Source organism: Prosthecobacter debontii (genome assembly GCF_900167535.1).
Taxonomy (GTDB): Bacteria; Verrucomicrobiota; Verrucomicrobiia; order Verrucomicrobiales; family Verrucomicrobiaceae; genus Prosthecobacter; species Prosthecobacter debontii.
Genome location: NZ_FUYE01000020.1, coordinates 82,112 through 104,699 on the forward strand (window position 1 = coordinate 82,112; position 22,588 = coordinate 104,699).

15 protein-coding genes are annotated in these 22,588 nt (G+C 58.5%); 4 read left to right on the top strand and 11 right to left on the bottom strand.

Features of this window, described 5'->3' with window-relative positions:
* Positions 1–18: 18 nt before the first annotated feature.
* Positions 19–2,184 (bottom strand): PAS domain S-box protein, encoded by a 2,166-nt coding sequence (locus tag B5D61_RS22060; protein ID WP_176159613.1) that lies wholly within the window; start codon positions 2,182–2,184, stop codon positions 19–21.
* Positions 2,185–2,379: 195 nt separating this feature from the next.
* Between B5D61_RS22060 and B5D61_RS22065 the strand changes: the two genes are divergently transcribed.
* Complete coding sequence (locus B5D61_RS22065) at positions 2,380–3,207, top strand: TrmH family RNA methyltransferase (protein ID WP_139373425.1); 828 nt, start codon at positions 2,380–2,382, stop codon at positions 3,205–3,207.
* 39 nt (positions 3,208–3,246) lie between these two features.
* On the opposite strand, the gene B5D61_RS22070 is transcribed toward B5D61_RS22065, so the two are convergent.
* From B5D61_RS22070 to B5D61_RS22085, 4 genes are all read right to left on the bottom strand, one after another.
* The gene (locus B5D61_RS22070; protein ID WP_176159614.1) at positions 3,247–6,939 is read right to left on the bottom strand and encodes a beta strand repeat-containing protein; all 3,693 of its coding nucleotides are present in this window, start codon (positions 6,937–6,939) and stop codon (positions 3,247–3,249) included.
* A gap of 146 nt (positions 6,940–7,085) precedes the next feature.
* On the bottom strand, positions 7,086–7,994 hold the full coding sequence (locus tag B5D61_RS22075; RefSeq protein WP_078815613.1) for an anti-sigma factor: 909 nt from the start codon (positions 7,992–7,994) through the stop codon (positions 7,086–7,088).
* Entirely contained in the window at positions 7,991–8,560 is a 570-nt protein-coding gene (locus B5D61_RS22080; RefSeq protein ID WP_078815614.1) for an RNA polymerase sigma factor, read from the bottom strand. The genes B5D61_RS22075 and B5D61_RS22080 overlap by 4 nt, the downstream gene beginning before the upstream one ends.
* A gap of 168 nt (positions 8,561–8,728) precedes the next feature.
* A complete protein-coding gene (locus tag B5D61_RS22085) occupies positions 8,729–9,247 on the bottom strand; it encodes a glutathione peroxidase (RefSeq protein WP_078815631.1) in 519 nt (172 codons plus the stop codon).
* 143 nt (positions 9,248–9,390) lie between these two features.
* Here B5D61_RS22085 and ptsP point away from each other — a divergent pair, with 143 nt between their 5' ends.
* The 3 genes from ptsP (at position 9,391) to B5D61_RS22100 (ending at position 13,597) form a co-directional block, all read left to right on the top strand.
* Positions 9,391–11,169 carry a phosphoenolpyruvate--protein phosphotransferase gene (gene ptsP / locus B5D61_RS22090; RefSeq protein WP_139373426.1) on the top strand — a complete coding sequence of 593 codons (1,779 nt, stop codon included), beginning with the start codon at positions 9,391–9,393 and terminating at the stop codon, positions 11,167–11,169.
* A 384-nt stretch (positions 11,170–11,553) separates the two neighbouring features.
* Entirely contained in the window at positions 11,554–12,609 is a 1,056-nt protein-coding gene (locus B5D61_RS22095) for an Mrp/NBP35 family ATP-binding protein (RefSeq protein ID WP_078815616.1), read from the top strand.
* Positions 12,610–12,745: 136 nt separating this feature from the next.
* Positions 12,746–13,597, top strand: coding sequence for a phosphatase PAP2 family protein (locus B5D61_RS22100; protein ID WP_176159616.1), 852 nt, complete (start codon positions 12,746–12,748; stop codon positions 13,595–13,597).
* Here the strand turns inward: B5D61_RS22100 and B5D61_RS22105 are convergent.
* The 6 genes from B5D61_RS22105 to B5D61_RS22125 form a co-directional block, all read right to left on the bottom strand.
* Positions 13,587–15,296 (bottom strand): ArnT family glycosyltransferase, encoded by a 1,710-nt coding sequence (locus B5D61_RS22105; RefSeq protein WP_078815618.1) that lies wholly within the window; start codon positions 15,294–15,296, stop codon positions 13,587–13,589. The genes B5D61_RS22100 and B5D61_RS22105 overlap by 11 nt on opposite strands.
* A gap of 194 nt (positions 15,297–15,490) precedes the next feature.
* Positions 15,491–17,002, bottom strand: coding sequence for an anthranilate synthase component I (trpE, locus tag B5D61_RS22110; RefSeq protein WP_078815632.1), 1,512 nt, complete (start codon positions 17,000–17,002; stop codon positions 15,491–15,493).
* A 143-nt stretch (positions 17,003–17,145) separates the two neighbouring features.
* A complete protein-coding gene (locus B5D61_RS27240; protein WP_425440079.1) occupies positions 17,146–17,262 on the bottom strand; it encodes an MFS transporter small subunit in 117 nt (38 codons plus the stop codon).
* A 105-nt stretch (positions 17,263–17,367) separates the two neighbouring features.
* Positions 17,368–18,675: an L-lactate MFS transporter gene (locus B5D61_RS22115; RefSeq protein WP_078815619.1), complete on the bottom strand. Its 1,308-nt coding sequence runs from the start codon at positions 18,673–18,675 to the stop codon at positions 17,368–17,370.
* Positions 18,676–18,736: 61 nt separating this feature from the next.
* Positions 18,737–19,033 (bottom strand): GYF domain-containing protein, encoded by a 297-nt coding sequence (locus tag B5D61_RS22120; RefSeq protein ID WP_078815620.1) that lies wholly within the window; start codon positions 19,031–19,033, stop codon positions 18,737–18,739.
* Between the two features lie 213 nt (positions 19,034–19,246).
* Positions 19,247–22,477: a LamG-like jellyroll fold domain-containing protein gene (locus B5D61_RS22125; protein ID WP_176159617.1), complete on the bottom strand. Its 3,231-nt coding sequence runs from the start codon at positions 22,475–22,477 to the stop codon at positions 19,247–19,249.
* Positions 22,478–22,588 lie beyond the last annotated feature (111 nt).

Here is a 22,588-nt window from a genome sequence, read left to right on the forward strand (position 1 = left end):
CAGATGATAAGGCAGGCTTTAAATATCAAAAGTAATCTCAACACAACATCCGGGGCTGTCCGACAAGAATAAAATCTTCGCCCGCAATTGATGGCTCAGGGAGCGCACCAACCTTAGTCCGAGGGTGCGGGGTCGTGAAGAATCCGGATCCGGGGCTAAGCCAGGGCCATCATCCGCCACTCTCAGCCGCATGCGAGAGTCTTCCGCAGGCTCCAGAGACACACAAATTGTGCCGGATGTCCGGTCTTTAAACGCGTGCTTGAAAGCGTTGGTGATGAGTTCGGTCGCGATCAGCCCTAACGGCACCGCTTTATCCAAATCCAGCTCCACATCTTCACACCGGGTCTCCAGACGGATGTTTTTGCCCCCATCCGCCTGCCCTCGGATCAGCAAGCCTGCGAGTTCCTTCACATGCGCGCCGAAGTTAATGGTGGAAAGATTGCCAGATCGATACAGCCGGTCATGCACCATCGCCATGGCGTGAATGCGCGTCTGGCAGTCTTTGAAAATCTCAACATCTGCCGAGTCGTGCAAAGAAGCGGTCTGCAACTGCAAGAGACTGGAGATGATCTGCATGTTGTTTTTCACCCGATGGTGAATCTCCCGCAGCAGCACTTCTTTTTCTTCGAGCGACGCGCGGATTTTTTCAGCAGCATACTTCCGCTCGGTGATGACCTCCGTAAACATCACCACGCCACCGATCTCCCCACTCACCTGGAACCAAGGCCGCACCTCCCAGCGCAGCCATTCCTGCCGGCCATCATGACGGACAAACATATCCTCCTCACGGCTCTCCACCTCTCCGGCTAGGCAACGACTATGGATCGTGCGCCACTCGCCACCGATCTCCGGAAAAATATCGTAATGGCACCGTCCCACCAAGCTGGAGGAATCCAAATGATAGTCTTCCACCCAGCGGCGGCTGGCCGCAACGTAGCACATCTCCATATCAAACATGGCCACGGCCGCCGGTGTATGTTCGATGAGCAAGCGAAGCTGCTCCTGCTGATGCTTCAGCACCTGCTCAGCCTCATGACGCTGAGTGATGTCTTCGATCTGGGAGATGAAATAAGCCGGTGATCCATCCCGCTCTCGGACCAGCGAGGCGGTAAGAAGAATCCACACCACCCGCCCCTCGCGATGGATGTAGCGTTTCTCCATTTGGTAATGGGTGACGTCTCCCCGAATCAAACGCTGGACATTGTCCAGATCCTTACTCAGGTCTTCGGGATGAGTGATGTCTTGGAAGGTGAGCTTGAGCAGTTCTTTTTCCGAATAACCAACGATATCACAGACGGCTTTATTGACCGCCATCCAGGTTCCGTCAGGCTCCAAGAGAGCCAACCCGACGGCAGAGTATTCAAAGGCATGACGGAAGCGCTCTTCACTTTCATGCAGCCCCGCCTCCACCATCACCTGCTGTGTGATATCCGCATTCGTTCCCAGCATACGCACGGGGTTACCTTCAGAGTCCCACTGCACCAGACCCTTGGCCTGAATGTAGTGCGTCGAGCCGTCCTGCCAGAGGATGCGGAAAACGGTGTCAAAAGTGGCTTTGCCCGCCAGGGCCTCCTGAAGAGCAGAGGCGACCATTTTTTGATCGTCGGGATGAACCATCTTTCGCCAGACTTCAAAGGTCAGCTCCGTATCGCTCTCCTTAATGCCATAAATCCGGCGCATCTGTTCGTCCCAATTTAATGAGCTGTCCGTGAGGTTCCAATCCCAGATGCCGATTTTGGCGGCCTGGGTCGCCAGATGCAGACGGCGGGACATGTTTTCCAGTTGTTGTGCAGCCTGTTGAACGTCTGTGATGTCTCGCCCCTCCGGAACGATGAAAATCACCTTCCCGGTGTCATCGCACACCGGCCTGAGTGAAAAATCCACGACTCGAGGACTTCCGTCCGCAGCAACATACTCCATTTCATGCCGCACAGGCTGCCCTTGAGCGGCCCGTTGGATGCTCTTGCGCAGGCGTTCCCGCTGCTTCTCAGAGTGCTTCCACCAGGGACACTCCCAGAAGGGTTTACCGATCACCTCGTGAGCTTGAACTGCCCCAGCCTCTAGAGAGGATTGATTGGTCTCCAGAAGAATCCCCTCAGGCGTGAGCAACCCCATGAACTGCAAGGCATGGTCGAAGATGATGCGTAACCGTTTTTCTCTCTCCACCAGTTCTCCGTCACTCACAGAGGCCCCCACCCCCTCAGCATGGGATCGATCATAAAAAGCAGAATAAACCCCGGGCGGGGAATCGGGAGACGTTGAACTCATTGGAACCTTGCCAATAGGACACTCTTACCATGCCACGTCAGCCGCAGATGCACAATAAGGCTCTGCCCGATCTCGCCATTTGTCGCACTTTCCTACACAGCACGTTTCTGCGTGGACCGCCCTCGGGAGATGCGCTATGCCCACCTCATGCAGATCACCAGTGCCAGCAATGAGAAAATCAAACATGCCAAACGCGTGCGCGAAGGGAAAGAGCCAGGCCTCATCTTCATCGAGGGGCTTCGTCTCGCAGAGGAGGCGTTTCGCTCCGCGCTCACCATCGAAATGGCGTTTTCATTGTCCGGCAGCGAGCTCTCCCCTGCTTTGAGCCAGACTCTCGATCAGCAGCAGATTCCGGTCTTTGAGGTCACCCCAGACATCATGCGGGCGCTGGGAGACACCGTGCAGCCGCAGGGCATCATCCTACTGGCACAGCGGCCTGTGGCGAATTTGACTCCCGACCACAGCCTGGAGTCTTCGCTTTGGCTCGGGCTCGATCGACTTCAAGACCCGGGGAATGTGGGCACTCTCCTGCGGACGGCGGAGGCGGCTGGAGTGACCGGCATCGTGGCCCTGAAGGGATGCGCGGATGCCTATGCCCCGAAAGTGCTGCGGAGCGCCATGGGTTCCGCCTTCCGCCTTCCGATTCAGGCCAACGCCTCAGCGGAGACCTTGACCTCCTTTCAGAAGGCTGGCGTCAAAGTCGTCGTTGCCGCAGGAGACGGCGAGATGGACTACGATCGTTATGACTGGACCCAGTCCACGCTTCTTTTGTTAGGCAATGAAGGCCGCGGCGTCGCGCCTGAGTTGATGCAGCAGAGCGATGTGCGTCTGCGCATCCCGATGCAGGCCGGAGTGGAGTCTCTGAATGTCGCTGCGGCAGGAGCCGTGATGCTCTTCGAAGCAGCTCGTCAACGCCGCCTCAAAACCGCCACCGCATGAGCTGGACGGCCCGCCGATGACTCGTTGCGTTGACCCTTCTTAGCAGCGTCGGCGACGGCGCAGCATGAGCAGCCCTAGGCTGCCCCCCAAGAGTAACGCCCGGCTCGGCTCCGGCACCGCCACGATGACCAAGGCACCGCTGGTGGTAAACCGGCTGACATCCCAGTAGAGACCGCTGCCGCTGATGTTCGGCAAATTGAACTGGCTGGCATCATCGTCCGCTCCATTCCGCAAGGTGCCGACATTGAAGCTGGAAAAGTCTGCCGCAATCAAGCTGGACCAATCCAGCAGATTAAACACCTGCCCGGCAACTGGAGTGAACGAGGCACTCTCCACTGTAATACGACCGCTGAAATCAAGCGTCGAACCCGTGCCACCATTGAAAACGAGCTGATCATGATTTCCGGCGCCACTGATGGCATCCACATAGGCATTATAACCAGCACTTCCGAGGATATTGCCGCCGAAGGTCGAGTCCAGCGCACTCTGATTCGTCGCGCTGGTGATGCTGAGCAGAATGCCAGAATTGGTCTGGAAATCGTAATGCCCCACGCCCGAAGCCGGGGTGAAAGTCAGTGTGCCATTGCCTGTTGCAGTCCCGCTGGTGATGTTCCCCGCTTGCAAGCCAGCCCCTTCGACCAAACTGAAAGAGTTAGCCTGGACTGTGCCAGTGCCGACAAGCTGAGCTCCATAGGTCACGGTCGTCGCACCGGTGCCGCTGAAAGCTCCACTGCTGATCTGGACTGTGCCTGCATTGATTTCGAATGTCCCGGCATGGGTGTTATTTGCACCGGTGAACGCAAGCGTGCCCGTGCCTGTTTTGGTCAAATTACCACTGCCAGTCACAGCATTGGCCACCGTCCAGGTATTTGTGCCTTCCACCTCCAGCGTCCCGCCATTAGCACCAATCGTGATGCCTCGATTGGCATCATCCATGGTGAAAGTGGCATAGGCGCTCACCGTGCCGCCATTGAGGGTCAGATGAGCCCCGTTGAAGGCGGCGGGATTGGTGCCTAAGTTCCACTCATTGTTCAACCGCAATTTACCGGCATTGACGGTCGTCGTGCCTGTGATGGAGCCAGCTGCATTCTCGAGTGCTTCTGTCAATGTGCCAAAGGTCACGGTCAACGTCCCTGTGCCATTTTTAACAATGTTCAGGTCATAGGTGTTCGCCCGTCGAGTGAAGTAGTTCACCGAGGTATTTCCCGATCCCTCGAACACGAGATTCATGTTATAAACCGTCCCTGTTCCTTGGCGATGCCACATGACGGGTTGAGTCAGGTTTAGAGTGCCTTGGTTGATAATGTAATAATTCGCAACGTTCGGGCTCGATGGGCGAAGTTGAACGCCAAAATTTTGCACCCCCCCCAAGACTTCTAAAGTGTTACCGTGGGAATAAAGCACCCCCCCAGACCCCGTATTGATGGTGTAATTTTGCTCACCACTGAAGAACAAATTTTTGACACTCTTATCCCCATTGATGGCGCTGGTGAGGTTTGCCGTGGAATTGAGAAAAAACACGTCCGTGCTGGAGGTGGGCACAGTGCTGGCCTCCCAGTTGGCCGCATCAGCCCAGGAAGAGCTGGCGCCGCCTAACCAAGTATGATTGTTGGCGGTTTTAACGATGGAGATGTTTCCGGTGCTGTAAACATCCGTCGTCACCCAACTGTAGCCACTGGCCAAAGGCGCATTGGCAAAGTCAAAGGTAAACACACCGCTTTGAGTCGCGGATGCAGCCCCTGTCCAATCAAGGATCTGCCAGCTCCCAGCCGTCCATGCTGGGCGTCCTTGGTTGCTCACATTGGCGACCGAGATCTGCCCGCCCAGCGTGATCGTGGAAGCCGTCGTCGCCAGCACCAGACGGTCCGAGCTGCCTGCACCGAACAAATCAAACTGTAGGGTGCCGGCTAAGGTGATGGCCACATCCGTCGCGGAGCCTAGCCGTAGCTGGGAGGCGGCTCCGGTATAACCTGCGGTGCCGACATCACCGCTGGCTGTTAGGTGGGTATTTCCCACCATGAGCTTCGTGCCCGAGGCGATGGTGATGCTCGCACCACTGCCGCCGGATACGATCCCGGTTCCACCCAGGGTGCCTGTGCCGCTGGTGATCACATTCCCTGTCCCCGTGGCGGAACCGGTGGTGTTCGTGGCCAAGAGAGTCCCGGCACTGATCAAGGTGCCACGGGAGTAATTATTGGCGGCCGCCAGTGCCCAGGTTCCCGTCCCTGTCTTGGTCAGTTGCATCGCAATGGTGGCACTGGCATTGGCATTGGTGCCGCCGATGATGCCGCTCATGATGCCGTTACCCACACCAGTCAGATTGAGGCTGGAGACATGGGTCGCATCCGTGCTGGTGCTGCGCACGGTGCCGCTCAGTGTCAGCGTTTGCCCCGCCACCGTGTTGTCGATTCGGCCATTGCCGCTGCTGGCACCGTTACCATTCTGGAGGCGGATATCGCGGTTGCTCGATCCCCCATTTGCCCCCGTGAACTCGATTCGCCCGACTGTGTTGCTATTTTGCCCGAGGGTGATGGTCGTTCCAGCGCCAATGCCCGACGCGATGCCTTTATCTGCAATGGAGGCAAATCGGAAAGCTCCATCTTGAGCACTGACATTCCCGCTAAAGCTGTTCACATTGTTCAAATACACGGTGCCTGGATCCGTGCGGTTCAGACTGCCCGTGCCTCCGATGACGCTCTCAATGATGAAATTCTGGCTGCCACGGAACGTGATTGTGCCCACAGGGAGAAAGGTGCCGGTCAGAGTCAGCGCTCCCGTGCCTTGGCTGTAGAGGGAGCCGCTGCCGGTGATCGTGCGGTTGGTGCTCGCTGCGGGCCCCGCATACTTCACCTGCGCACCGTTCTGCATGGTGAGTGTGTTGCCCGCTCCGATGGCGCTGTTTTGACCGGCATCGGCGATACTGGTGAAGTAGAGCGTTCCGTTATTGACCGTGACATTGCCCGTGAAGCTATTGCTATCATTGGTCAGCGTCCATGCACCACGATCTCCCCCATCGGCACCAGTCAGAGAGATGGAGAGTCCACCCAGAGCTCCCCCATTGGAGATAAGGCCGCTGATCGTATTGCCAGAGGTATTCACACTTCGACTTCCGGCTGAGCCGGTCAGATTCAGCGTGATGGTGGAGTTCGTGTCGCCCCCTGAGATGTTGCCTGTGACATTCAGCTTATAGTTGTTCGGGTCACCGTCCACATCCGCAGAGTTGTTGGTCAAGGTATAAACCCCGGCGGTCGTGGTTGAGGCGGGCATGAGGATCAGTGGCGCATCAATGGTGGTGACGGTCTTGGCGGTCGAACCGACGGTGATGTTACCTCCATTGCTCAGTCTCAAAGCTTCGCCGAGATTGGCCCCGGCACTGCCGATGGTGTAAACTCCAGCGGTATCTGAGCCATTGAAAAGCATGGACCCGATGATGCGGTTGGCATCGATGGTGATCAGCGTCACTGCCGTGGTGGTGCCAAACGTCGCCAAGTCACTATTGAGTGTCCCCGCGTTGTTGCCTGCGATCGCGCTACCCTGCCAGTTGTTCAAGTCATTCCAGGCCGTCGTTCCCGTCACCGTCCCTGACCAGGTGCCGTTGGCTGCCGAGAGCGATTGAACCGCCATCATCATGACGAGGATCATGGCGACCAGCATCTGGCATCTGGCGATCCGAGATGGGAAAGAATAGGCGACAAGAGTTCTCGAACCCGATGCGGGCAAGATTCTGTTCATAGAATGAAGGGGGGCTGGAAAAAGGGGGGATTCTTGCCCAAAAAGAGCGAAGAAACCTCCCATCTAAGGTCAGGTCAGCCCGCCATGCAAAGGGGAAATCCTTTAGCCGCAAGCGCCTCAACAGGCGGAGTGTTGAAACCACGCTTTCAGGGACCAATCAAAACGATGGGCCCCTCCCCTTTCGGGACGCCCCCCTCTTTTTCAACACTGAGGGCAAACTTAGCCGCTTCCGAGATTTCACTGACGGGTTTGAAGTCCACCTTGGCAAAACCGTCAGCATTCACCCGCACCACACCGGCATCGACAGGCGCAGGCTTCTTCGGATCCACCACCCAGAGCTGATAATCTTTACCCGCCTCCACCGGCGGCATTTTTTCCAGCTTCAGCACACCCTGCGCTTTTTCACTATCCCACACAACGACAGCGACACCTTGTTTGTAGGCTTCGACCGAACTCTGCAATGTGGCGATCTGCACCTGAGCCAGGGCGTCGCGCTTCTGCAGTGTGGCCAGTTCATGATTCAGCTTCTTGACCTCCAGCTCAGCGATTGAGCTGCTTTGACGTCTCATTTCCAGCTCCTTCGTCAGGGCTGTCAGCTTGGCCAGAGTTTCCGTGTGCTTTTCCTCCAGAAGATCTCGTTCATCCCGCACGAGGATGAGCTGATGACGGGCTTCAGCTTCCACTTCGGTCATAGCGGCCACCTGTTGAGCCAACTGCGCACGCTCACTCCAGAGCAGGAATGCCCCGGCAGCCAGAGCCGCCGCCAAGCCCCAGCCTACCCAGAGGAACTGACGTGTGCGTTTCAACGTGCGCTGAGCCGGTTTCCTGGCCGAGATTCGGCGCCGGACCTCAGCCATCAACTCGCTGCGTAACTCCGCAGGAGGCTGCACGGCAGGTGCCGCAGCCATCAGAGCGGCGGTGGTTTTCTCCATGTCCGAGGTCAAAGCTTCGAGTTCACTATCGCGGGCCACCTCGATTTCAAAAGCACTGCGTTCCTCGTCCGTCAAAGATCCAAGGGCTGACAATGCGGCCAGTTCTTCGCATTCTTCATTCATCGTGACAGTCCTCCTTTCATCAGGTCGCGAAGTTTCAGCAATCCTCGCCGGATGTGAGTCTTCACCGTGCCCAAAGGCAGGCCGAGAGACTCTGCAATCGCTGGATGCGTCAGGCCTTTGAGAAAAGCGAACTCGATAAGACGCCGCTGCTCAGTCGGTAGGGCTTGGAGGGCCTGCTGCACCCACAGGCGCTTTTCCCGCTCTTCCAGGGTTTCCCCCGGCACTTCCGAACTCGTTCTTAACACGGCCTCCTCCACAGCGGCTTTCTCCAAAAGTTTCTCGCGACGCCCGAGAGCGCGCAGCCGATCAATCGCCTTATTACGGAAGATCATCACCAGCCAGGTGGACGGGGCACTGCGCGTGGAATCATAAGCCTTGGCGTGATCCCAGACATAAAGGAAACCTTCCTGAAGGACATCCTCCGCCTCCTTCTCATTCCCCAGCATCTGGCAGAGAAAGCCAAAGAGCCGGGGTGAGTGACGGTCATAGATCTGCTCAAAAGCGCGAGCATCTCCCGCGCCAGCACGCTGGAGCAGGGTTTCATCAGTGAGTTCAGGAGAAGGCATGAGGCGTGTCTGAAGAACCGTCCGGCGTGCCCAAGGAGTAGAAGCACCATGGTCACGCCATCCCTCATCCGCCGCAGCGGATCCGCGCACACATGTCAAAGAAAAGGCAACCACACAAGCTCTGCGTTGCTCAGTTCCCGTCGGATTCGAAAAAAAATCAGATTGATTTTACTTCACGAGGGCTGCTTTCACCGCTTCCTCGATCTCCCCACCTTCCGGCTCAGCATCCGACCCAAATCGCGCGAGCATCTCGCCCTTTTTACCGATCAGGAACTTTTCGAAGTTCCACTGCACCTCCCCCGTCTTGGTCAGTTCCGCAAACAATGGATGCTTGCTCTCTCCCGTGATCGATACCTTGGCAAACATCGGGAACGTGACACGGAAACGAGTGCTGCAAAAGTTTTTGATCTCCGCCTCACTGCCTGGCTCCTGCCCGCCGAAGTCATTGCAAGGAAAGCCCAGGACGGAAAAACCCTGTTTTTCATACTTCTCATGCAGTGCCTGGAGTCCGGCATACTGGCCGGTGTAACCGCACTCCGAGGCTACATTGACGATGAGCAGCACCTTCCCCTCATAGGCCTTGAGGGAGGTATCGGATCCATCAATGGTCTTGAGCGGGATGTCGGTCAGCTCAGCAGCCGAGACGGCAAAGGTGATCACAGAAAAAAGGGTGATGAGGGTTTTCATGGCCGTTGGAACGACAGAAAACGACTCGACGCGGAAGTTTCCTTCATCCCCCACGCCATCCATCGCCACCGACAAAAGCTTTATCGGTATTTGTGTAAGAGTTGACCTGAGGGCTGTTTCCCATTTGCGAAATCACGCAGACCTTGCCAAGCTGGAAGCCGATGACTCAGGAGGCGCTCACAGAGGAGAAAATTTGGCAGGGAACGGCAGTTTCCTCCGGTGTGGCGCACGCCGTGGTCCATGTGCTGAAAGAGGACTTCGATGAGCCCGACGCGGAGCCGATCACGGCGGAGCAGGTGGAGTCGGAGATGGAGCGCTGGCGCGCGGCCCTGGACGCCACCCATCGGGAGATCGAGCAACTGAAGGAGATGGTCTCCACGGAGGCTCGCAGTGCTGAGGCGGATATCTTTGACACCCATCTGCTGATCCTGGAGGATGTCTCCATCCGCAAGCAGGTGGAGAAGAGCGTGCGGGAAAAGCTCATCTGCGTGGATGCCATCTACTACCGGCTGATGTGCAAGCACATGGATGCCCTGCGTGGCCTGGCGGACAGCTATCTGCGGGAGCGGTTTTTAGACATCAAGGACATCACTCAGCGTGTCATGCGGCACCTGCGTGGGGAACTGCTCCAGCACCCGATGTTCGATGATCCGGTCATCATCGTGGCGCATGATCTCACCCCCTCAGACACGGTGCAGCTGGACCGCAGCAAGGTGCTCGGTTTTGCCATCGAGATGGGGAGTGGAAATTCCCACGCGGCCATCATCGCCCGCTCGCTAGGTCTCCCTGCGGTGGTGCGCATGCATGGCATTGCGGAAGACCTGCATTCGGGCGACCCCGTGCTGCTGGATGGCAATGAGGGCCTGGTGATCCTGAACCCCACCCCGGCGACGCTTTCAAAGTATCGCTCTCGTGAGCAGCAGGCGGAGAAACTGGAGGATGCGCTGCATGCCACCCGCCACCAGCCCGCCGTCACCACCGATGGCTTCAAGGTGCAGGTGTGTGCCAATGCGGAGTTTGTGGAGGAGATGGGGGATATCCGGGATAGCGGTGCGGCGCATGTGGGCCTGTTCCGCACGGAGTTCCTCTATATGGAGGACCCCGCCGGCACGGAAGACTGGCTGGCAGAATCTTACACCCGTGCGGTGAAGGCCATCGCTCCCGGTCATGTCACCTTCCGCACGCTCGACATCGGCGGCGATAAAGTGGATGACCAGATTGGCGCGGAAGAGGAGCCGAATCCTTTCCTGGGCTGGCGTGGCATCCGTGTCTCTTTAGGTCGGAAGCAGATGTTCCGCCGTCAATTGCGTGCCCTGCTGCGGGCCGCCGCGCATGGCCCCATCGGCATCATGTTCCCCATGGTCTGTGACGTGGGTGAGGTGCGGGCGGCGAAGGAACTGCTGGCCGAGTGTGCCCAAGAATTGAGCGAAGAAGGCTATCCGCCACCGAAGCAGGTGGACATCGGCGCCATGATCGAGATCCCCAGTGCAGCCCTGACGGCAGACCTCATCGCTGCGGAGGTGGATTTCTTCAGCCTCGGCACCAATGATCTGGTGCAATACACCCTGGCCGTGGACCGGCTGAATGAGCGTGTGGCAGATCTCTACAGCCCCACTCACCCGGCGGTGCTGCGCCTGATCGGGCTGACGGTGGAGGCCGCCCGGCGTGCGGGCATCCGCGTCTGCATTTGCGGTGAGATGGCGGCAGATGTGGAGGTGCTGCCTCTGCTCCTCGGACTCGGTTTGGATGAACTCAGTGTCTCCGCAGGCCAGATCTCCCGTGTGAAGCACGCCATCCGGCGGCTGAATGCGGCGGAGTGTGCCAAGATCGTCGAAGATTGCCGCCACCTGGGCTGCCCGAAGATGATCCTGGAGCGCAGCCGTGCCATCGCTCAGCGTCTGTATCCCGATTTGTTCGAGTGAGGGATGAAAGTGAGGCGGTGCCACGTGGCCCGCCCACTCCGTATGCGGAATGCCAGTAGGCAGGCCAAAACGGAAGCTTTATCTCTGACATCCGAGCCGTCGATTTCAAAAACTTCGGGATGTGGTTATGGAAGGGCCTAACTCGGACTTCCACGTGGTAACCCGCACACGGAGTGTGCGGACCACTTCACCACCTCATCCTCTAAAGTGAGAAAGCGCAAACCGTTACCAGTCTGCGCCTTCTCCTTGGGAGTTTGGGTTGTCTTAAATAAAACGTCGCCAGCAGGAAGGACGGATGTGATAAAATCATCAGCGCATTCCCGGTGAAAGGCCGCTTGAGTTTTGTCGCCAGTCCGCTAGCGAAAGCGTATCCCAACCCCCGACATGCTCACTGACTCTGCTATCCGCCAGGCCCTGGCCCAAGTCCGCTATCCCGGCTTCAGCCGCGACATCATCTCCTTTGGCCTCGTCAAAGACATTGTGATCGAGGGCGGCCAAGTGACCGTGGAGATCTCCGTGGCCACCCGGGACCCTAACATTCCCCGCCTCATCCATGAGCAAGCCATGGACGTGCTGCAAAAGCTGCCCGGAGTGACCGAGGCACGATTGAACTTTGACATCAAGGAACCGCCCAACCCGGTCACCAACACCCCGGACAAACTGCCCAAGTCCTCCATCCCTGGGGTGAAGCGCATCATCGCCGTCGGCTCTGGCAAGGGCGGCGTGGGCAAGAGCACGGTGGCCTCCAACCTCGCCGTGGCCCTGGCTAAGACCGGAGCCCGCGTCGGCCTGTGTGACTGTGATCTCTACGGCCCCAGCATTGCTCACATGTTTGGCACGGATGAACGTCCTTACCAGAATGAGGAGCAGCAGATCGTGCCGATCGAGCGCTATGGCTTGCAGCTCATGAGCATGGGTTTCCTGCTGGAGGATGATGCCCCGGTCATCGTGCGTGGCCCCATCGCCACCCGCTACACCCAGCAGTTCCTCCGCCAGTGCGCCTGGGATCACCTGGACTACCTCGTCCTGGACCTGCCACCGGGCACCGGAGACATCCAGCTCACCATCGTACAGACCGTGGCCCTGGATGGCGCGGTGATCGTCACCACGCCTCAGGAAGTGGCCTTGATCGATGCCCGCAAGGCGGTGTCCATGTTCCAGAAAGTGAACGTGCCCATCCTCGGTATCATCGAGAACATGAGCTACTTCCTCTGCCCGGATAACGGCAAGTCGTATCACATCTTTGGCAAAGGCGGCGGTGAACACGAGGCCAAGCGCCTGCAGGTGCCGCTACTCGGTCAGATCCCCATCGAGATGAGCGTGCGTGAGGCCGGTGACGAAGGCCACCCGATCGCTCTCGAAGACGTGACCGAGTCCACGGCCTCCATGGCCTTCCTTGGCATTGCCAATCAGATCCGCAGCGCAGTTCCCTTGGAGTAGCGCAGTGTGATGAGGCTGCGTTTGGTCTCATGACAGGGGACGGTGCGAGCTGGCGTGCCCGTCGAGCGACGATCTTGTTTCGCGATGGCCCTCGCGGCCTGTTTCGGGATCATGCAGGATGCCTGACCAGCTCCCCATGGTCCTCAGCTCTCTCTCCCAGACCCTTGGTCATCTCACTCTGCCTGCCCAGCGTCGTCATCTCTGGCAGGTGTTTCGGTATCACCTGATCATCCGTCCTCTGGGTCGGGTGCTCCAGCTCTGGCGAGATGCCCGGGTGCTCAGTCTGGAGATGGTGCACATGATCTCCCGAAACCGGGTTTTGGCGCTGTCGGGAATCGCGCTGGGGGTGTTGATCTGCGTGGCTCTCATCAGCCCTCTCGATCAGGCCTGTCTGGAGACGCTGTCTGTCTTTCGCAGGCAGAAAGGTTGGGTCTATCACACCGCCAAGGCCTTGAGCCATTGGGGAGATTTCCTGGGGTTCAATCTGCTCGTGCTGCTGGGGCTGTTCTCCATGTCGCTGCTGCTGCGGTCCCGGTTTTTGCGGCTCGTTGTCGTCGCCTCGATTTTGGGGGCCACATTCACTGGCGGCACGGCCAATCTCTGCCGGGTGATGCTGGGTCGGGCTCGTCCCTGTGCCAAAGTGGCACCGGGTTTTTATGGCCCCTCGCTGCAATCCCAGCTCCACGCCTGCCCGAGCGGGCACACCGCCACCGCCTTTGGGGGCAGCCTCCCCGTCGCTGTGGCCTTCCCACCGGCCGGAGTGCCTCTGGTCATGGTCGCGGGCGGCATCGCGTGGTCACGCATGCAGAACAATGCCCACCATCCCACGGACATCTGGCTATCCATCCTGCTGGCGACACTCTATGGCATACCGCTGGGGCTGCTGGCTCGGCGGATGCGTCGGCATCGCAGTCTGCGCTTGCAGAAGTATGCAGCCCTGAAGTCCAGCCGACCCGCGCAAGCGGAGGTCATCCCGATCAAGGCGTAACCGGTTTGGGCGGCTGCACCAGCACTTGAAGCTGCACCCAACTCATCCGGGCTGCATTCAGGCCGCTGACCTTCTTCACCTGGAGTCCTGGGTGGCGGATGAGCAGGGCCTCCACCTTGGCAGAGGCATCCCGGGTGGGGAGAACAGTCGTCGAACCCGACCATCGGGCTTTTAGCCAACCCTCCAGCGTCCACTCCTGGCTCAGAGCCACCACGCAGGCTTGCGGATGCTCGTTTAAAAAGCGCTCAACTCGCTCCAGCTTGCCAGTGAACTCCCACGTGCGACCGGTGTAAAACACCAGACTGGGCTCGGTGTAATCCCACCCCAAGCAAGCGGTAGCGGCGATGTCATCCGTGGCTGAATCCAGCGCCGCCTGGGCCTGAAGGGTGGCGTTGCCTTCCCGTAGAGAGTGCGCTAGGCGCTCCAGGGTGAAGCCAAACATCATCAGCGCGAGTGTGGGCCCGATCCACACACGCGGCTGCACCACCCAATGAGGCAGGCGTGCCCCTGCAAAGGCTAGCACGACGAACAGAATCCCTGCCCAGAGAAGAACCGGGCTCAGGAGGCCGGATGCCGTGCGGCTGACTCCGGCCAGCCCCAGGCCGATGAGGCCGAGCAACACCACCAGAACCAGATGCAGACGGGGCAACCGGAAGCCTTCGCCGAAGGTCTCACGCGTGCTCGCCAGCCAAGCCCCCACCAGCAGAGCCGCCGCAGGAAAAGCGGGCATCACATAGTGAGGGAGTTGAGTGGCATAGAATGAAAAAATGACATACGGAGCGGCCAACCAGCCCAGCAAAAACGCTGTTACCGGACGCCACCGTGAACGAGTGAAGCGCCACACCGGCCAGGCCAGGCCGACCCAGGGAAAGAGGCTGATGAGTGAGGTCAGAGGGTAATAGATGAGGGGGATGAAACGGCGGCCATTGAGCACTTCCGTGCCACGTTTCACCACATGCTCTCCCATCCCCACCTTCCAGAACAGCCCATGAGTCTCGATCAACGCCGGAATGCCCCAGGCCGCCACAATGAGGAGGGCCAAGGCCAACCCCGACAGACATTGCAGATGCCGCCAGGGTAATTTCTCACGCCCCCACCAGCGCGCGAGCCCGAGCGCCACGGCAGGCACCAGCCATGCGAGCGGACCTTTGGCGAGAAAGCCCATGCCAAGCGCGATATACAGCACCCAAAACCATCGGCCCCAAGGTCTCTTGGGTTCAGGACTCAACCATAAGAGTTCCACCAGCGCCCGCCCCATCAGCGTGAGGCACAGCAGCAGAGGCATGTCCGCCACACAGAGCCGCCCATGCACCAGCACCTGGAGCGTGGTCAGCCAGACGATGCCCGATAGCAGCCCTGCCCGGCGGTCATGCAAGCGAGTGCCGAGGCTGGCGATGATCCAGGCCGTGAGCCACACGGCCACGACACTGTGCAGCCGTGCCATCCCTTCATTGATACCGCCCAACTCATGGTGCAGACGCATCCACCAGTAGGTGAGTGGAGGTTTATCAAACCGGTATTCTCCATTGAAATAGGGCACCAGCCAGGTGCCGCGCTCCATCATCTCCACGGTAGCTCGGGCAAAACGCGGCTCATCACGATCCGTCAGCGGAATGGTGCCGGTGCCGGGCAGGTAAAGCGCCAGCGTCACCACGAGGAGAATGAGCCAATGAGGAAGTGCACGAGAGCCGAGAGACATGGGTGGCAGTCATGCTTTTGGCGTTCCGCTTTTGCATGCGATCAACGCTGACGTTTCTGTTGCACGAAAAAGCCTACCTTAAAGCCCTTTTAGTTAGGCTAAATAGCAAGTTAAGTGAGGCGGCCACTCTTGGCCGCTCCTTCTCAGGTCAGGCTATCGCCACATGGCGGGCAGGAGCGCCCGCATGCTAGGCTCTAGGCCCCGAGCTGACGTGCCCACTCGATGGCGCGGAGCATGCCGGTGGCCTTGTTCACCGTCTCGCGGTATTCGTAGGTGGGGTCGGAATCGGCAACGACACCGGCTCCGGCTTGCACATAGGCTTTCCCGTCCTTCAGCACGCAGGTGCGCAGGGCGATGCAGGAGTCCAGGTTACCATCGAAGCCGAAGTAACCCACGGCACCGGCATAGGCATTCCGTTTGCTCTTCTCCACTTCATTGATGATCTCCATGGCACGCACCTTGGGGCTTCCGCTGACGGTGCCTGCCGGGAAGGTAGCACGCATGACGTCATAGGCATCTTTGTCAGGGCTGAGCTGCCCGTCCACGTTGCTGACGATGTGCATGACGTGGCTATAGCGCTCGATGATCATGAGGTCGCTGACCTTGACGGTGCCGTATTCAGCCACGCGGCCCACATCGTTGCGGGCCAGGTCCACGAGCATGATGTGCTCAGCACGCTCCTTGGGATCGTTGAGCAGTTCATCCGCCAGGGCATCATCTTCCGCCTTGGTTTGCCCCCTCCAGCGGGTGCCAGCGATGGGGCGGATATCAATGCGGCCATTCAGGCATTTCACATGCACCTCGGGCGAGCTGCCCACCAGGGAGAAGCCCTGCGGGAACTGGAGGCAGAACATGTAAGGGGAGGGATTCACGTGCCGGAGTGCCCGGTAGAGATCCATCGGCGTGCCGCTGTAGTCCGTCTCGAAGCGTTGTGAAGGCACGCCCTGGAAGATGTCTCCTGCGCCGATGTATTCTTTCATCTTCAGCACCATGCCTTCGTATTCAGCCTGGGTGGTGTTGCTGACGGGCGGCGGCAGTTGATCGTTGCTAACCGGGGCGATGGTTTGCAGCGGCTTTACGGCCAGAGGCTGCGAGAGCTTTTCGATCAGCGTGGCGATCTGCGCCTGAGCCCAGGCATAGGCCGTCTCCAGATCCGCATGCTCATCGGTGTGCACATTGGCCACCAGGGACATCTTGCGGGTGCGGTGATCGAAGATGACAACCGTATCCGTGATCATGTAAACCATCTCCGGCAGACCCAGCTCATCCTTCGGCGGTGGAGAAAGCGTGGGCTCAAAGAAACGCACCATGTCATAGGCCAGATATCCGACGGCCCCGCCGTGGAAAACCGGGATGGGGTGCGACTCCAGAGGCTGGAACGGAGCCATGAGCTTTTTCAGCTCTTCCAGGGGGTCGGTGGTCGTGGTGAAGGTGCGGGTTTTGCCCCGCTCTTCGATCTCAATCTCCTTACCCCGAGCGGTGAAGATCATGCGCGGAGAACTGCCGAGCAGGCTGTAGCGTCCCGAGTGCTGGGTGAGTTCGGCCGATTCCAGCAGGAACCCGCAGCGTCCGTCATGGATCTTTTGGAAAGCCGAGAGCGGCGTTTCGTAGTCGGCTGTCAGTTCCGCCACCACCGGCACGAGGTTACCCTTCTGCGCGAGGCTGCGAAAGGTGGCGAGGTCAGGCTGGAGATGCGGAGCGGACATGACGGCAAAAGGGCGCGCATGATGGACGCAATCTGGCCTCGTGGCAAGGCGTGGGATGGCGAAGCTGAGGCTCCTGGCTGGAAAACTGCCAGAATAGCCGGGCATGCGCTTTCCAGGGCAGGCTCAGGCCGCCCGAAAGCAAATCACTTGGCTCCCGCTGAGCTTTCGATGCCAAACAGCGGCAGAGATTTCTGCACGGACCGGGTGACCCCCCAGGACAGAGGCAGGATAACGATGAGCCAGATGAGGACGGCTTTCATAAGATGAGCGGTATTCAGTAAACAATGTTCAGTGGGACGCGGGCGGATCGAAACGAGATACCAATGACCAATGAATGATGACCAATGAATGATGACCGATGACTGTCATTTCACATGGTGTTTCGGATGCACCGGACGCACGAGGAGATTGGCGATGAGGCCGATCATCAGCAGGCCGCACATGAGGTAGAAGGTGTTGTTATACGCCTGGGCTTTGGGCACACCGGCGGCGACACGTTGGTCATAAAAGCCATTGATGAGAGTGGGGCCAATCACGGCGGCCATGCTCCAGGCGGTGATGAGGCGGCCGTGGATGGCGCCGACTTGATAGGTGCCAAAGAGGTCTTTGAGATACGCGGGAATGGTGGCAAAGCCGCCTCCATACATGCTGATGATCACCGCCGTGAAGATGACGAAGAACGTGCGGTTTTGGGTCTCCTGCGTCCAGGGCAATAGGGCATACAATACCGTGCCGAGCAGGAAATAGATGCTGTAGATCATCTTCCGCCCGGTGAGGTCTGAGGTGGAGGACCAGAGGAAACGACCGCCCATATTGAAGATGCTCAGCAGCCCGGTGAAGCCTGCACCGATGGCGGCACTGACGCCAAACATGTCCTGACACATATCCGCAGCGCGTCCCAGGATGCCGATGCCTGCGCTCACATTCATGCACAGCACGGTCCAGAGCAGCCAGAATTGAGGCGTCTTCCAAGCGGTATCCACGGACACACTGGCACTGGTGACCATGCTGTTGGTCTGAGTTTTCGGCACCCATCCCTCAGGCTTCCAATCCGCCGCAGGCACACGCACGATGAGGGCTCCTGCGATCATGAACGCGGCATAGATCGCCGCCATGGTGAGCAGGGCGGAGAAGGCTCCCGTATCGGCATCGGAGGCAAAGTGCTTCATCAGCTCCTGCCCGAGCGGGCTTCCGATCAATGCCCCACCTCCGAAGCCCATGATGGCCATGCCTGTCGCCATGCCGGGGCGATCTGGAAACCACTTCACGAGCGTGGAAACCGGCGCGATGTAGCCCAAACCCAGCCCGATGCCACCGACGACCCCATAACCCAAGTGCAGTAAAGCCAGCGACTTCATTTGCACGCCGAAGGCCGCGAGAAACAGACCGCCACAGAAGCATAGGCAGCTCACCACCATGGTCTTGCGTGGGCCTGAGCGCTCCACCCACTTGCCGAAGAACGCGGCAGAAAGCCCCAGCATGACGAGGGCGATTTGATAAGCCCAATTCACACTGGAGACAGGCACACCCAGCTCGGCGCTCAGCGGCTTATTGAAGACGCTGAAGCTGTAAACTTGGCCGATGCACATGTGCACGGCGATGGCCGCAGGCGGGACGAGCCACCGGGAGAATCCCGGCCCGGCGATGGTTGCGGCGCGGGAGAGAAAGGACATGCGCCCCGTTCTAGCGAGGCGCGGACACTTCCATCAAGAAGATGATCGAAATCTCCAGGGATCAGGCGCTTTTCTTGGCGGCTTTTTTCGCCGGAGCTTTTTTAGCTGCCGTTTTCGCAGCGGCTTTCTTCGCGGGGGCCTTTTTCGCGGCGGCGGCAGGTGCAGGTGCCTCGGCTACCGGGGCGGCTGGGGTGAGGCTGGCCACCCAGTCATTCACGTGAAGCCATTCATCGGCGGACTCGGCGCGGACGTAATCTGTATCTTTGAGAACGCCACGCACGAAGAAGCTGGAAAGTTCTTCTGCAGAGAAGGGACCAATTTCAACAAAGGAGCGGCTAAGGTAGAGCATGTTCGTCATGGGTGAAGGCAATCGTTGCTGAACGCACTGGTGCGTCCCTCAAATCATGTCTCAAGCAACTTCCTTGCCACATTCTTAGAGCCCAGACTATCTCTAACTACTCCTACAGAGAGACGAGGTATTTCTCGGACGAGGGTCTCCCACTCACAAGGAGTGCCGATATCCTTTGTCTTACAGGCGGTTAAGAGAGTAGCAGGCCACGTCACCTCGCCTTTACAATCCCACGCTCATCCACTTCACCACACTCATTCCCGAGGCCCGTTCACGCACACGCACTTCCCAACTTCCGGGATCGTCATTGTGGGCGATCTCCAGAGGCAGTTCCAGCAGGCCGTTTTCGACGGTGTAGAAGCCGCTGCCTTCAGCGCGTTTGCCATTGGCATCGCGGATCTCAATCTCCACGGGCACGGCCGCTTTGAGGACCGCCTCTTGGGTGCTGGTGAGTTGGATTTTCAGCGCGGCGGTTTGTCCGGGCTTGGCTGTGGCGGGCACGTCGCAGCGGAGTTGCAGCAGAGGCTTGGGAAGGATCATGTAGAGACGCCCATCACACGGTCCGAGCTCCACCTTCCATTTCAGATGTCCTTCAGCATCTCGTTGAGGAATGATGAGCTCACTGCGGCTCAATTCATAGATGCTGGCGTTGTCCTGAGTCAGCGTGATGTTGGCGGTCGTCGGTAAACCATTTTCGAGCACCAACCCGTTTTGACCGACATAGGTTCCAGCCTCTCGCTTGTCATTGATCACAAAGAGATAGGTGGCATCGCCATAAAGACGTGTGCGGAGGATCACTTCAGGGCTATCCGCCGTGACCTTGGGGGTATGACCGAGCGAGGCGACTTGGGGTCCAAGAGTCTCGGCCAGAGCGAGCAACTTGGCTTTATCTTCGGCTGCCTTTTTGACACGTCTAAAGCTGGTTAGGGGGATGTCCGCTTGGAGGCCTGGACAGAGGTTTTCATCGGCGATGATTTTACCACCACGCTTCTGCCATTCCTGAATGCGTTGGACCACGCTTTCACTGAGCACGTCACAATCAGGCATGATCAGGATCTTTCTCCCGCTGAGGCCTTTTTTGAGGAGGGTCTCTTCATACATGACATCGGTGCGGATATGCGCGTGCTGGAGCGCCATCCACACATCCGCAGACCAGCCCATGTTATTACCATAGCCACCTCGGCGAGCGAACATCTGCGAAGTGAAGCTTTCCAGCAGAGCGACCTCCGCACGTTCATCGGTGAGGCGCAGGAGCGTGGGGCCGAGGGGCTGCACGATGTCGTGAAGCAGCTCCGTCAGCACATGCACCGTATTGGGGTTGGTATAGCGATAGGAGCCCGTGCTATCCGTGGGCACCAGCGACTGCCAGCCGTGATACATGATGCCTTGGATAGGCCGAGACAGCTTGGTCCAAAGCGCCTCTTTGAGATGCATGGGAGCGATGGTGATGTAGGCGGCATCGGGATCGTGATCATCCCAGGCAATGACATCATCAGGCTGTGCTTTGCGGATAGGTGCGGTTTGGCTGCGATACCAGATGAGCTGCGTCATCTTCATCACACGCTGGCGTCTGCCGGTGGCTTCACTCATGGCTATGAGTTGATCGGTGCAAAGGCCGATGCGCTGTGGATCCGGGTAGGTGTAGGTCCAGTGCGAAAGTACATCCACACTGCCCCCAGCACCGCTGATGCTCGGCTGACGCACGGCCGGGTCGAAAAAGGTCCAGAAGCCGGGCCGAGCGGAGTTTTTCAAGCCTTGATGCAGGGCGCTATGCAGGTTGTTCCAACCATCGCCGACGGTCCAAAACCAACGATAGTATTTCAGCAGAGGATACTCATCGGAGATCACGCGATCTGCAGGAAAGTCCTTCAGCTTTTTCCATTCGACCCCATTTCTTGCGATGACTGCGTCAGGAATCTCTGCGCCAGCGAAGGTGCGATAATTGGTGCGATCGATTTCATTGAACGAGGGCTGAGAGGCATCACGCACTTCGGTATCCACTAAGGCCGCATCGAAGGCGGGATGCTGGCCATAAGCTCGTGAGAGACTGCGGCCCACGTTCTCATAGAACCCGGGCAGTTCCGGGAGTGAGGCGCAGATGTCTTTGCGGGGGTAGGGTTTACCGGCACGATCCACACGCAGCAGTTCCGTTTTATTCTCCAGCCATCGACTTGGAGAGACGCTGGCCACCAACTTCAATCCCTTCGCGAGAGCGGCATCGAGTTCTTGGGATTTGGCCGCAAGGCTCTCGGCGGAACTCGGCGGTGGAATGTTACGTTTGTCGGTTCGTGTTTCCCAGAGCTTTTCGAAATCTGGGTTGGAGATGCCTATATAATGAGTGAATCCGATTTGCTTGAGACGCTCCATCTCAGACCCATCGGCTCCCCACATGATCACGGGCATCTGCGGGGCGGGACGTGCCACGATCTCACATTCCAGTCCCTGCTCGATCACCGTTTCACCCGAACGAAGGGAGGCTCGCAGACGGTAGCGTTCAGGCTTCAAGGACGTGTCGATGGTGAATTTAACAGCATGATCACCACCTGGATTAAGCGCAGGCAGCACAAAGGTTTCGGCCTTTCCGCCATACTCCAAAGTCAATTGGGCATCGGCTACAGGATTGCGGCTCAGGTTCTGGCAGTGCAGTTCCACGGAGGCATTCTTTTCCATGCGCTGCCAGACGTGACGTGGGCTGCGAATCTCCAAAGCCAGGGGTTCAAACCGAAGCGCTCCTTCACACAAACGCACTTCATCGATCCGGCCTGGAAAGCCTCCATAGTTACTGCCGATACGATCCCCCAGATGCAAAGCCCGCACACCCGGCACCACCGGCCCGAAGCCAGGCTTGTAAGCTTGACTGATGAGTGAACCATTCCGATAAAAGGTGACGGTGCCCGCCGCGTCATAGCTGAAGGCGATGTGCTGCCACTGATCTGCAACCATGGGGATCGGTTCAGAGGCAAAGGTTTCAGACACCGAGCCAAAACCCAGCGTCACCCAGAGGCGTCGAGCTCCATTGGTCTCGGGTTCCAGCAATTGCCACGTGTAGTCGGTGTGATTGTCGATGACGTAACGTTTATCCGCCAGATAACAGCGGCCGGCCTGTGCATGATCGGCTCCCGGTTGGATCCACATCTCCAGGGTAAAGGCTCCTACCGGAGACAATCTTCCTGCGCCTGTGACGCGTAAGCCATGGGCCTGCTTGAGGTCATAACCACAAGTCATGCTGTGCCCCAGGCGACCTTCGGTGGCGGCCGCCGCTCCATTCAAGACGAGGTCGTGGCCTTTGCCCGAGCTGTCTTTGAGTTCACTCCCGGCATCGAACTTCCAATACCCCAGCACATGAGTCCCGGTGGCATCTGCACCCGTGTATCCGGTTTCCCAGTTTTCTTGATGAGCTGCCAGGCTGAGGCCGGGCAGGCAGAGGAGCACGAAGAACAACAAACGAGGCATGAGAAGTATGAGGTAGGCGCACACGCTTTGGCGGGATCGAGAATGTGCGGGCATGGGAGAGAGCCGCTAGGTCCGCGCAAGTAACGGTGATGGGACCTTGAAACAATCGTG